This window comes from Rhabdochromatium marinum (assembly GCF_016583795.1).
Taxonomy (GTDB): domain Bacteria; phylum Pseudomonadota; class Gammaproteobacteria; order Chromatiales; family Chromatiaceae; genus Rhabdochromatium; species Rhabdochromatium marinum.
Genome location: NZ_NRRS01000001.1, coordinates 111,646 through 123,310 on the forward strand (window position 1 = coordinate 111,646; position 11,665 = coordinate 123,310).

Sequence of the window (11,665 nt, forward strand, 5' to 3'; positions counted from 1 at the left end):
TCAGCTCGCGTTAGGCGTTTCAGTATGCAGTAAACCGGCTCGATCGAGTACTTTGATCCAGAGGATGTCAAGGGGTTTGACGAAGTAATGGACAGCCGCTGTGGCCAATGTCAACCCAAGAATACTGCCAAGGACAGCAATCAGCCTGTATCTGGTGCGTCGACGGACATCGGCTTCTGTTTCGATGAAGGGGATCACAGCCAGAGGCGGCCCCATAATAATGGCCTCTAAATCGCGGGTATTGTGCACACTTCTGTCCAATACTTCCTGCAGGGCGAGATTCCCCACACCACCGCCAAAGGCCAACACAAATCCCAGGAAGGCGATCGCGAGCCGATTCGGCTTGGCCGGCTGTTCAGGTAAGCGTGGCGGCTCAATCAGGGAGAAGCGCTCTCCTTTACGTTCGGTTTCCAGCGCCTCGCCAAGTTCTGCGGCCATCAGGCGTTGTTTAACCTCGCGATAGGTTGCAATGGTGTTTTCATGGTCGCGTGTCAGGGCTTGGTACTCAAGCTCGATGCTTGGCCCCTTGGCAATGCGCTCCTCCAAAGTGGTGAGCTTCGCCTGGGTCTGTTCGCGAGTGTTCTGAAGGGATTGCAATTCTGCCTCGGCGGCTTGCAACTGGGCTTGGAGTTGAATATAAGCGGGGTTGTCAGCATCGATAACCTCCGACGACGCGTGAGCTGCCCCCCCACGTCTTGCCTTGGCGAGCTGACGTTGGGTTATCGTAATGGCGCTGGTCAATGCCTTGACATCAGGATGCTCATTTGAGTAACGCTCGCGTAAATCAGCCAATTCCTCCTGCTGCGCTCTCAAGGCCCGCTCCAACTCCGCTGTGACATTTTCCGATTGCCCCACTTGCTGGCGCAGGGTGGCGATCTCGCGTTCAATGCGCATGCGATCAGGGTGTTGGCTCGAATAACGTGCGGCCACGGTGGCATATTCGGCTTCGAGTGCCTTAAGCCGATCCGCCGGCCCGAGTACGCGCCTGCCATCAACAGAAAATAGTTCGCTAAAGGGATCGATCTGCGCGAGCTGTCCTTCGAGATAAATTTTTCGTTCTTTTAGTGTGCGAATAGCTTGATCGGTATCGCGCAGGCGTTCTTCTGTACGCTGGATGAGTTGCAGGTTGAGTGATTTGAGTTCAGGAAGACTATCACCATGTTCCTGTTTAAACTGCGCCAATTGAGCCTCAACCCTGCCGAGTTTGTCGGCAAGCTTATTGGCTTCTTTTTGCAAAAAACTTGCGGTATCTTTAGCGGATTGCTGACGGTCTTTCAGATTCTCACTCAGAAACAGCGAGGTAATATCGTTGGCGACACGCTGTGCCACGTTAGGAGACTCGTTCTCGTAAGACAGGGAGAAGGCGATGGTTGCCTCACTCGGGCGACCACTGCGTGGGTCGATCACATCGGCACTAATCATGTCAAGTTTAATATCTTCGCGCATCTGATCAACAGCGGATACCAAACCGTAGCGCTGCATCAAATCCGGATACAAATGATAGCTTTCGATGATTTTTCCGAGATTTTCGGTCGTCATAACCCGTTGACTGATCGTCTGCACCCGTTGGGCTGCATAGCTGGTGACAGTCGAGCGCACCAGTTCATCCGGAATTTCCTGCTGCTCAATCAGAATGGTGGCAGTGGAACGATACGTCGGCGGAAGTATAACCGCAGTGATCAGGCCGATAATGGACAACAGCACAGCAGGGATGATGAGCTGCCACTTGCGGCGTTTGAGGATCGCGAGATAATCGTCGAGGGTGAGAACATGCTCTTCCATTCAATGCGCTGCCGGCGTGTAGTCCAGGTTCAGGAAGACGGCATTGGATAGGGCACTTTCCTGTTGCTCCGTGTATTTTTGGTAACGGGCGCGGTAGCCAAGATCAAGTGCCCACCAGTCCCCCAGCTTATGACGCAAGCGCGGTTCGACTGCGACATAGTCGCGGTCATTGATGTCTTCCTCGCCCCCCGGATTGCGATTGCGATAGGCATTGGCATTCAGTAACAGTGACCAACGCGAATCAAATGGGTAATCCAGAGCCAAACCGGCGGATGTTGTACTTACCAAATCACCACTGCTGCTCGGCAGTAACGCCTGGGAGCCTGAAAGTCCCAGCTTACCGACGTTAAACCGCTGTTCGATTGAGATGTCAACCAGCATTCCGGTGCTGTCCTGATTCTCGCTACTACCGAACGGCGTTGGCGTTTCAACTGTAGCAAAGCGCGGACCCAGCATCGCCGTCAGCGACAAACGCTCGGAAATCGCATAGGCACCACCAGCCAATAACCCAATGGTATCGGAACTTGTACCAACCTCGTCGGCCTCATAGTGGTCGAACGTCAGGCGGGAGAACAGCTGCATACGCTCGCTCCAGAGATAGGTGCCATTGAGATTACTGCTAGTCATTTGATAGTTATACAAGGGAATCAGTCCAACATCCTCGTAGGAAACGTCAGTATAGCGGGTGCCGAATGCAAGACTAGCGCGATTACTAAGCGAGTAAGTCCAAGACGGGGCAGCAGAAATGCGTGTGCGGCGCTTGTTTGTTTGTACAAAGCCTGAGGTTTCCACCTCGCTGGTGAGCGTTGAGTCGTAGTCAATACGCATGTCCAAGTCGAAGCGACTGCGTTCGAGTTGATAGGCGGCATTCAGTCCAAGAAAGCCATCGGTCCTGTCAAGCTCTGAAACCCCGGTATAGCGGCGAGAACTGATGCCGCTGTTGATCGCAATCTCCTCGGCCTCGGTGCGCCGACCAAATTTGGTCTCGGCGCGGACAATCGCGCCCATCGAACTTTGCGCGTCAATGCTTGTCAGTCGCACATTGTCATCATAGAAACTGTCCAGGCTGGCTTGCGATTGCAGATACCAGTCCTGCGCTGATGCCGATAGCGACAGCAGCGTGGCAATTGCCAGCCACCAGGGCCGGCTCGGTTGCCTGTTTCTTTTGCGAATGGTGGCGACCGGCCAGCTGTCAGCCGACGGCTGGGACTCAAGCCGCGAATGCACTACTGTCTGATTTGACAACGCCCTGAACCTTATATTCTCGATTAAATGTTAGCTTATGCCTCCAATTATATGAGAAATCGAGAATTCTGCTAAATCTTTATTTTTTTAGGTCGGGATTCTGTGTCATGCCGTGGGATGAGGCTCATTTAGGGCACGACGATGACATCACCAGCTTGCAGTGGAATATTTTGCTGGAGGTTTTTTCCTCGTTCAACTTCCTTGTAATTGAACAGGATTTGCACCTGCTTTCCGTTGACATTGCGTAGAACCTTGATGTCTTTGCGGTCAGCAAAGGGTGTCAAGCCACCGGCCATGGCCAGCGCCTGCATCACCTGCACATTGCGGCCGATCACAAAATCACCTGGTTTATTGACTCGACCGAGGACGTAAATGCGATTACCCGGAATATCTTGCAGACTGACGGTAACCAAAGGATTTGGCACGTACCGAGAGACACGTTCCGCGATAATACCGGTGAGCTCTTCAACCGTGTGCCCCTGAGCCTTGAGATTCCCTACCAGCGGAAAAGAAATCCACCCGTCCGGCCCCACCAGTACCGGCTGATCCAACCCTTCCTCGCCCCAAATCGAGATGAGAATGATGTCGCCCGGGTGAAGGCCGTAACCAGTGGACTCGGTTGGGGCTCCCGTCATGCCATCTTTCGGTGCGGCTGCATCGGGGGGGGCCGCTGTAACCAAAGGGGTCAGCAGGATCGCCACCCCGCACAGACCGAATGTAAGCCAAATCACCAATGGTCTCCGTAAACCGAATTGCAGCCCCTGCATGGTGTCGCTCCCTCTGTCTATTCTATAACTTGTTGAAAAGCGCAACCCTGACTTGCATATAACCCATATCGACCAAGGCGGTATGAGCAGCACCTCTGCCATAGCGTCAACGCAAATCTTGATACTGATATCAATATTATCACGGTTGGGAAGGCCCTTGAGAAGGCAGGACTGTGGTGCCCGGTACTTGACAGCTTAACTTTACTCTTCCCCGTTTGGCGGTAGCCCTGATCGTTGTGGAACACCAGGATTCGTTGTAAGATTTGCGTCATCACATTTAAGAACAAAATCCAGCCGCCAGAGAATTAGCTGTCTTATGAGACCCGACACAGCTCAACGAGCGATCATTCCCCCTGAAGTTTTTTTATACACAATAATTGTGTCTAATGCGAGCTGTGTGAGCGGGGAGCAAGCTCATGAATGAGCAGGAAAGCCGGCGTGGGATTCTGGAACAAGCAGCTGAATCAAGGCGTATTTTTCTTGCAGTTGACAATGCCTTGGGTCGTCAAGCGACGGCTTCCATGCTGGTAACGAGCGCTTGTCGCGGTGAGGGGAAAACCTTGGCAGTTGCCACGCTTGCTGCATCGGCAGCACTACTGAGCAAAGGGTCTGTTCTGGCGATTGATTTCAACTGGTTTCGCCCCGGCTTGCATGAGTGCTTCGGGGGAAGTCTTGGGGATACGATCGAAAAATACGCTACGGCCAGCCTGGATGAAATTACGCGTCCCACCGGCATTGAAAACTGCGACATCATCGCTGCTCCTGCTAATCACAATAGTCAAGAGCAGCATTCGGTAAGTGAATGTTACAAAATTGCAATCCGTTTGATTGAGGAAGCCAAGCAGACTTACCAATTTGTCATCATTGATGCGTCATCGATCATACCGACCAACCACCAGATGATGGATCCAGTTATTTTGGGCGCAATGGCCGATGGCATCGTTCTCGTGATCCAAGCTGGCGTTTCTCTCAGGCAAAATGTCCGGAGAGCCCAAAAGACATTGGAAGGGGCTGGTGTGAATATCTTAGGTGTTATCAATAACCAATTTCGACCCCAAAAAACCCGCTAAGGTAGCACTACAAGCCATGCTATTTTTTTTCCGAAGATATCGCTATGCCATCATTGCACATAAGGCGTGGTTATTATTGATTATAGTAATTTCTTTTTGCGTGGGCGGCTGGTTCGCCGCCCGGCCTGACCTTTCGATTGTATACCAATCGTTTTCGGTTGCGGGCGATCCCCTCATCGCGGCAAGCGACAGCCCGGTCAATGTACTTCCTTTGTCTCGGCTGATTGATCAACCAACGGAATTTTTCAGCGAGCGATTCGCAACAACGCAACTTCGCGAGGAATTAAGTCTGGCCGGGCTTCTGCCTGATAACATTCAGTCCAACGACTTTGGCCTGGGTCGCTTGGCACGCGATACCATGACTTTGGAGCGCACATCTTCCGGAAAAGTTCGCGTTCGCTACAAAGGCAACAATGAGAAGGTCGGAGTAGCCTTAGTCAAGTTCTTTTCCAAGCGGCTTGCCGAACGCGCTCGTAGCGGCAAGACACGCGCGGCAGGCCAGATGGCAATATCGGGAACTCCGAATGCCGGCAGCCCCATTTCGGTGCAACCAATATTAACGCCGGATCAGTCGATCATCATAGACACCGCGCGCTCCCCATTTCACATTGCCAAGCTGGTGCCTGCACTACTTACCTTCGCAATCTTAATGGTTGTCTTCTTGTTAGCCGTTGGCATCAAGGAATTTTTAAACGCAGCATTCAAATCTGAGCGTCAAATGGCACAATACCTTGGCCTCCGGGTGTTGGGGACCATGATTGATGCGGATCGGCTTTCAACGGCTCGCCAGTCTTCGACTTGAACAAATAGAGCGGGCCTAATCCTGTGAACCTGCTATTATTTAATTTAAGAGAATATTGAGGGTAAAACCTGACAGGAGGTTACAGACCATGGCGCGACTTAGCACTATACATGCCACAATCGCCTTAGGCGGATTGTTGTGTCTTTCAAGTTCTATCATCTCCGCAGCGTCATACAATCTTGCATGGGATCCAGTTGAGGACAGCCGGGTAGCGGGATATCGGTTGCACTACGGAGAGGTTTCTGGCGAGTACACTAAAACTGTCGACGTTGGAAAAAATACGCAGCACAGTGTTGCTGGCATCCCGGGCAACAAAGTTTACTATTTTACCGTCACCGCTTACGACGGTGCAGGGAACGAATCTCCCCCGTCAGACGAAGTAAAGGCCGAGCCTAGCAACTCGTCTAAAGCCAAAAATTTCGCTGATGCCTCCGCTTCCACTGCATCCAACACCAAGTCCAATGATCAAAGGGCAAGGAGTCTGAGGACTATCCCGGGTAGCGCCACTGATGATGCTGGTTTGACCAATAACCTCTCGCCAACCGATATTGGGGCTTCTTTGGTTCCAAAATTGCTCACTGGCTTTGGTCCCGATCCTATTAATGGGGGCTGGGCCATGCTTTTGAACTCTGACTGGTTCGAAGAAAACCGTATCCTGTTGGATTGGCCGGAATACAACGCCTTGAGTGGAGAAATCCGCCCGGCAACAGGTGATATCGACGGCGATGGCCATGATGAGATTGTCATTGGGCTAGGACCGGTTGAAGGTGTTCCGGAAATTCCGCAAGGAACTTTTCGGGTGCTTGATGACGACCTAACTCCCTTAGCATGGGGACAAATCGAATGGACCGACTACAATAACCAAAATGGCGAGACTATTCCGGCAGTTGGCGACATCGACGGCGATGGTCGAGCCGAGATCATCATTGGGCTTGGCGCCGGCGGTCAGGGTATGTTGCAAATTTTCTCCTACCAAAATGGCGCTCTAGTCAGTTCCGGCTGGGCCGAGGTTGACTGGGCTGATTATGCGAAACTGAATGGCGAAACACGTCCTGCGGCTGGTGATGTTGACGGCGACGGGGTCTCGGATTTGGTCATCGGCTTTGGGCGAACGGCGGGCATTGCCAACGGAAGTGGCGGTGGGAATTTTGTTATCAAGAATCATATTACCGGAATCGCCCCGTCCATAGCCGGGCAGCCTAGTTCGCTAATTGGTAGTAACGACCAGTTTGTATCCTTAAGCTGGGCCGATTATGGACAGATCAACGGTGAAACCTGGCCAACAACCGGAGATATCGATCAAGATGGGCGGGACGATGTCATTTTGGGGCTTGGTGAGGGTGGTGACGGCGTAATTGAGCTATTTCGCTCGGAACCAGATGGTTATGCACTGCCGTTAGGCTTTGTAGAGTCCTCCCAGTCGGGCAACGGCACTAGGGTGGGAGCGGTGCGACCGGCTGCCAGGGATTTGAATGGCGATGGCAGGGTGGAGGTTATCGCTGGACGTGGATTGGCTAATGAGGGGCGTATTGAAGTTTTTGAAAATGTTTCATCTGTTCTACTTTATAGAGACAGTATATTTTTGAAAGACACTGGTGAGACCGGCGCCATTGGACAGGTTTGGCCTGCTTTCAAGCAATGATTGCTTTCAAGCGGGCTTTTCTACATCCATCAAATCCTTTAGCGTTAACCCAGTCACGGCTTCGGTGACAGCGGTGTCGATACTTGCCTCGATCTTGGCCACCGGGCCGGTGAGCGGTGCTGGCACCTGTTCCTCTTCGTAGTGGCGCACGGCGTTAAGCACGGCGATGATGGGAATCTGCTCGGGTGGCCGTCCTGGAATGAAGCCGACGCTATCGTCTTGCGCGTGACCGCTACTAGAGCCATAGCCGGAACTGGGATTGGAACCCTGGGCGTTGGCCTGGGTGCGGCGAATGATGTGTTTGGCCTCCAGCATGTCAAGCAGGGTGGCGCTATTGGTTCCGGGGATACCGCAGGCTTTGGCCAGAGTGTCAGCGCTTGGTGGCTCCAAGCCCTGCTGATAGTCACTGGTAATACGGCTGGCCAACAGCAGCGCCAGACGCTCGCGCAGGCGGTTGCTCAGGCGTGGTTGGCGTTCCTTGGTGGCCAGATAAGCGGGGTTTTGCACATAAAAGGCGATATTGGCGCCGATCAGCACAATCAGCCAGGCAATATAGACCCACATCATGAACAGAATCAGAATCGCCAGCGAGGAATAGATGGCGGCATATTTGGTGGAGCTGGACATGAAAGTGGCAAACAGCAAGCCCACCAGTTGCCACAGCAGACCGGCCACCAGGGCTCCGATCATGGCGGCGCGCAAGCGTACCCTGGTGTTGGGCACATAGGCGTAAATAAAGGTAAAGGCCAGGCTGATCAGCCCATAGGGCAGCAGCCAGGGGCCGAGCGTGCCGAGCACAAAGCCCATGGCCTGTTGATCCAGCAGCCATTGCACCAGGATATTGCTGCGCAGCGAGGCTGTGGCTCCCACAGCGGCGAAAAACAACACCGGGCCAATCAATAACACGCTTAGATAATAGCTGACGCGCTCCGCCAGAGGGCGAATGTGCTGGATGCGCCAGGCGGAGTTGAACACCTGCTCGATTTTTTGGATCAGCGAGATTACTGAATACAGCAACACGGCAAGCCCAACAGAGCCCAACACCTTGACGTTGGTCTTGTCGACAAAGGCAATCAGATTGCTTGCAATCTCTCCGCCCTGGTCGCCCAAGGGGGCGAGTACATGCAGCAGCCAGGGTTCCAGCTGATTATGGACCCCGAACCCCTTGAGCACTGAGAAGCTGACCGCCAGCAGCGGCACCAGTGACAGCAGGGTTGTGTAGACCAGGCTCATGGCCTGCAGGGACAGCAGGCCCTGGTGAAAATCCCGCCCCAGCGCGAACAGAGTCCGTCCCACCCAGAGGCCGTATGCCTGCCAGGCGGGGAGTTGTTCAAGCGGGGTGTGCCACAGCAGCCGCTCGGCCGTGCCTGGAACGGCTTTAAGATTGAGCATCATCCGGCCGCAGTGCAGACACCGACTGACTCCCAGCCGCTACACATGCGTACGCGCCAGACGGGCCTTCTCGCGTTGCCAGTCGCGGTCTTTCTCGGTAGCGCGTTTGTCGTGCAGCTTTTTGCCCTTGGCCAGGCCGATTTCCAACTTGGCGCGACCGCGCTTCCAATACATGGCCGTTGGCACCAGGGTATAGCCGGCGCGCTCGGTTTGGCCAATCAGCCGGTCAAGCTCCCCGCGATGGAGCAGCAGCTTGCGGGTGCGGGTGGGATCCGGAGTGACATGGGTCGAGGCCGAGGATAAGGGAGAGACATGGGCACCAATCAGAAAAGCCTCGGCATGTAACACCTTGACATAGCTCTCCTTAAGCTGCGCGCGTCCGGCGCGCAGACTCTTGACCTCCCAGCCCAGCAGGACCAGACCGGCCTCGATGCGTTGTTCGATGTGATAGTCGTGTCCGGCTTTTTTGTTCAGCGCAATGGTATTGCTGCCGGCGGACTTTTTCTTGCTAGATTTTGCCATGCCTCAAGTGTAAGCGATTTCGCTCAATCCTGATAAATTGCGTGCGGCAGCCAGGTGGCGATGTCCGGGAACAGCGCCAACGTCCCCAGCATTAGCAGTTGGATCAGAATAAAGGGCGCCACGCCCTGGTAAATTTGCACGGTACTCAGTTGCGGCGGTGCCACACCGCGCAGGTAGAACAGCGAGAAGCCAAAGGGCGGGGTGAGGAAGGAGGTTTGCAGGTTAATGGCGATCATTACCCCGAGCCAGATCGGGTCGAGTCCCATAGTCAGCAGTACCGGCCCGACAATGGGCACCACGACAAAGGTGATTTCGATGAAGTCCAGAATAAAGCCCAGCAGGAACATCACCAGCATGACCAAGGCCACCGCGCTCAGAGTGCCACCGGGCAGGCTGGTGAGAAATTCCGTGACCAGTTCATCACCATGAAAGCCGCGAAACACCAGTGAGAACACCGCTGCACCAATAAAAATCAGAAACACCATGCTGGTGACCAGGGTGGTTTGTCGCACCACTTCGCGCATAGTGCTCAAACTGAGCTGACGTTGCTCGGCTGCGAGCAGCATGGCACCAACAGCCCCCACAGCTGCGGCCTCGGTCGGAGTGGCAAAACCGTAGAGAATCGACCCCAGTACGGCGACAATCAGCACCAGGGGCGGCAGCAGCACGCGCACCACCTGCAACCAGAGTCCGGAACCGCTGCGCAGGCGCTCGTCGGCCGGAATTGCCGGCACCCAATGCGGTTTCAACCAGGCAATGAGCAGCAGGTAGGTGATATAGGCGGCCACCAGCAGCAGTCCAGGAATCAGAGCGCCAACGAACAGATCCCCGACCGATACCGTCTTGGGCGACCAGATGCCCATATCGAGCTGTGCCTGCTGATAGGCGGAGGAGAGCACGTCACCGAGGAGCACCAACACAATGGACGGCGGAATGATCTGCCCCAGGGTGCCGGAAGCGCAGATGGTGCCAGCCGCCAGGCTCGGTGAGTAGTGGCGCTTGAGCATGGTTGGCAGCGACAGCAGCCCCATGGTGACCACAGTGGCGCCGACAATGCCGGTGCTGGCGGCGAGCAGCATCCCGACCACCGTCACCGAGATGCCTAGCCCGCCCCGCATGGGGCCAAACAGCATCGCCATAGTATCAAGCAGCTTCTCGGCCACTCGCGAGCGTTCTAGCATCACTCCCATAAACACGAACAGCGGCACCGCAATCAGGGTTTCGTTGGTCATGATGCCGTAGACGCGGTTGGGCAGCGCTTGCAGGAAGGCATGATCGAATAGACCAAAGCCTTCGCCGATCAGCGCCATGATCAGCGCCGTGCCACCCAGCGACAGCGCCACTGGATAGCCCAGCAGCAGCACCAAGCCGACCATCACAAACAGCAGCACCGGCATCCAGTCAGCCATGTGCGCCTCCACCCGTGGTCTCAGGGGGCGTGGGGCTGGTCAGGGCGGACTCGCAGCCAGCCAGAAAGAGGCCGTTGCGCAGCACCAGCACGACAGCCTGGATCAGCAGCAGCAGCGGCATGAGCAGAATCAGCGTTTTCAGCAGCCAGACGCCGGGTAAGCCACCGGCCTCGCGCGAGCCCTCGTGCAGCTTCCAGGACTCGACCACATAGTCGCCACTGACGAACAGAATAAACAGGCACACCGGGATCAGCAGCAGCAGGGTGCCGAGCAGATCCACCCAGGCACGCTGCCGGGGCGAGAAGCGCTGCGAATAGAAAATATCGACCCGTACATGCGCATTGCGCCCCAGGGTGTAGGCGATGCCAAGCATGAACAGGGTCGCGTGCATGTAGGTGACGGACTCTTGCAGGCTGATCCAGCCGAGATCAAAGGCATAGCGCAGCACAACAACGAGAAAGGTCACCAACACCATGGCCAGCGCCAGCCAGGCCAGGGTCTGACCGATGGTCAGGTTAATCCGGTCGAGCCAGCGCGCCAGCCGCAACAGGCGCGCCTGAGGCTGAGAAAGGGGTGCCTGCTCAGTCATGGGACTCCGGGGCGGCTACCAACTAAACAGCAGCCATTGCGGCACGGACAGATTCGGTCCACGGTCTTCATCGGCATCGAGTTCACCATCGCCATCGGTGTCAAACATATAATAGGGTGGGCCGGCGAGCGGATCGATTTTGACCATATAGAGTTTGCCCTTGATGCGATACTCATAGATCACTTCCGTGTCGGTTTCGGTAATGGTCACTTCGGGGGCAATGCCGTCCTGTGCCGAGGCGCCGGGATAGACGCTGCTCGCAGAGGGCGCCGGAGTGGGCAACGCCAGCGGATAATCTGGCGGCGCAGTCGGCGGCGTTTGGGCGAGCGGACTTGTGACAAATCCAAGCAGCGCAAGCGCCGAGGCGATGAACAGGGTTTTCATGGGTTAGTCTCCAGCCATGGGTTGCGGCCTGTGCGCCGGTCCCCTGCGCACGCCAAGTTCT

11 protein-coding genes are annotated in these 11,665 nt (G+C 55.2%); 3 read left to right on the forward strand and 8 right to left on the reverse strand.

All coding sequences use genetic code 11. From position 1 onward, the window contains the following. The 3 genes from CKO36_RS00510 to CKO36_RS00520 form a co-directional block, all read right to left on the reverse strand. Positions 1 to 1,782, reverse strand: a complete 1,782-nt coding sequence (locus CKO36_RS00510; RefSeq protein ID WP_200279068.1) for a Wzz/FepE/Etk N-terminal domain-containing protein — start codon at positions 1,780 to 1,782, stop codon at positions 1 to 3. Then, the gene (locus CKO36_RS00515; RefSeq protein WP_200279070.1) at positions 1,783 to 3,009 is read right to left on the reverse strand and encodes a porin family protein; all 1,227 of its coding nucleotides are present in this window, start codon (positions 3,007 to 3,009) and stop codon (positions 1,783 to 1,785) included. Between the two features lie 146 nt (positions 3,010 to 3,155). After that, positions 3,156 to 3,794, reverse strand: coding sequence for a polysaccharide biosynthesis/export family protein (locus CKO36_RS00520; RefSeq protein WP_200279072.1), 639 nt, complete (start codon positions 3,792 to 3,794; stop codon positions 3,156 to 3,158). Between the two features lie 416 nt (positions 3,795 to 4,210). Between CKO36_RS00520 and CKO36_RS00525 the strand changes: the two genes are divergently transcribed. From CKO36_RS00525 to CKO36_RS00535, 3 genes are all read left to right on the forward strand, one after another. Next, on the forward strand, positions 4,211 to 4,864 hold the full coding sequence (locus CKO36_RS00525; protein ID WP_200279074.1) for a P-loop NTPase family protein: 654 nt from the start codon (positions 4,211 to 4,213) through the stop codon (positions 4,862 to 4,864). 16 nt (positions 4,865 to 4,880) lie between these two features. Beyond that, on the forward strand, positions 4,881 to 5,666 hold the full coding sequence (locus CKO36_RS00530; protein ID WP_200279076.1) for a hypothetical protein: 786 nt from the start codon (positions 4,881 to 4,883) through the stop codon (positions 5,664 to 5,666). An 88-nt stretch (positions 5,667 to 5,754) separates the two neighbouring features. Then, complete coding sequence (locus tag CKO36_RS00535) at positions 5,755 to 7,308, forward strand: FG-GAP-like repeat-containing protein (RefSeq protein ID WP_200279078.1); 1,554 nt, start codon at positions 5,755 to 5,757, stop codon at positions 7,306 to 7,308. 6 nt (positions 7,309 to 7,314) lie between these two features. On the opposite strand, the gene CKO36_RS00540 is transcribed toward CKO36_RS00535, so the two are convergent. The 5 genes from CKO36_RS00540 to CKO36_RS00560 are packed head-to-tail and all read right to left on the reverse strand — an operon-like array spanning position 7,315 to position 11,604. After that, positions 7,315 to 8,703, reverse strand: a complete 1,389-nt coding sequence (locus CKO36_RS00540) for a YihY/virulence factor BrkB family protein (RefSeq protein ID WP_242469288.1) — start codon at positions 8,701 to 8,703, stop codon at positions 7,315 to 7,317. Positions 8,704 to 8,739: 36 nt separating this feature from the next. After that, the gene (gene smpB, locus CKO36_RS00545) at positions 8,740 to 9,222 is read right to left on the reverse strand and encodes an SsrA-binding protein SmpB (protein WP_200279080.1); all 483 of its coding nucleotides are present in this window, start codon (positions 9,220 to 9,222) and stop codon (positions 8,740 to 8,742) included. 23 nt (positions 9,223 to 9,245) lie between these two features. After that, complete coding sequence (locus tag CKO36_RS00550; protein WP_200279082.1) at positions 9,246 to 10,631, reverse strand: TRAP transporter large permease; 1,386 nt, start codon at positions 10,629 to 10,631, stop codon at positions 9,246 to 9,248. Beyond that, positions 10,624 to 11,220, reverse strand: a complete 597-nt coding sequence (locus tag CKO36_RS00555; RefSeq protein ID WP_200279084.1) for a TRAP transporter small permease subunit — start codon at positions 11,218 to 11,220, stop codon at positions 10,624 to 10,626. Before CKO36_RS00555 ends, CKO36_RS00550 begins: the two co-directional genes overlap by 8 nt. 15 nt (positions 11,221 to 11,235) lie before the next feature. Further along, positions 11,236 to 11,604 (reverse strand): DUF2782 domain-containing protein, encoded by a 369-nt coding sequence (locus CKO36_RS00560; RefSeq protein WP_200279086.1) that lies wholly within the window; start codon positions 11,602 to 11,604, stop codon positions 11,236 to 11,238. Positions 11,605 to 11,665 lie beyond the last annotated feature (61 nt).

Excerpts from the sequence above, each read along its gene's own strand:
- CKO36_RS00520 (WP_200279072.1), bottom strand. The coding sequence starts at position 3,794 with ATGCAGGGGCTGCAATTCGGTTTACGGAGACCATTGGTGATTTGGCTT.
- smpB (WP_200279080.1), bottom strand. The coding sequence starts at position 9,222 with ATGGCAAAATCTAGCAAGAAAAAGTCCGCCGGCAGCAATACCATTGCG.
- CKO36_RS00560 (WP_200279086.1), bottom strand. The coding sequence starts at position 11,604 with ATGAAAACCCTGTTCATCGCCTCGGCGCTTGCGCTGCTTGGATTTGTC.
- CKO36_RS00550 (WP_200279082.1), bottom strand. The coding sequence starts at position 10,631 with ATGGCTGACTGGATGCCGGTGCTGCTGTTTGTGATGGTCGGCTTGGTG.
- CKO36_RS00535 (WP_200279078.1), top strand. The coding sequence starts at position 5,755 with ATGGCGCGACTTAGCACTATACATGCCACAATCGCCTTAGGCGGATTG.
- CKO36_RS00555 (WP_200279084.1), bottom strand. The coding sequence starts at position 11,220 with ATGACTGAGCAGGCACCCCTTTCTCAGCCTCAGGCGCGCCTGTTGCGG.
- CKO36_RS00530 (WP_200279076.1), top strand. The coding sequence starts at position 4,881 with ATGCTATTTTTTTTCCGAAGATATCGCTATGCCATCATTGCACATAAG.
- CKO36_RS00525 (WP_200279074.1), top strand. The coding sequence starts at position 4,211 with ATGAATGAGCAGGAAAGCCGGCGTGGGATTCTGGAACAAGCAGCTGAA.
- CKO36_RS00540 (WP_242469288.1), bottom strand. The coding sequence starts at position 8,703 with ATGATGCTCAATCTTAAAGCCGTTCCAGGCACGGCCGAGCGGCTGCTG.
- CKO36_RS00510 (WP_200279068.1), bottom strand. The coding sequence starts at position 1,782 with ATGGAAGAGCATGTTCTCACCCTCGACGATTATCTCGCGATCCTCAAA.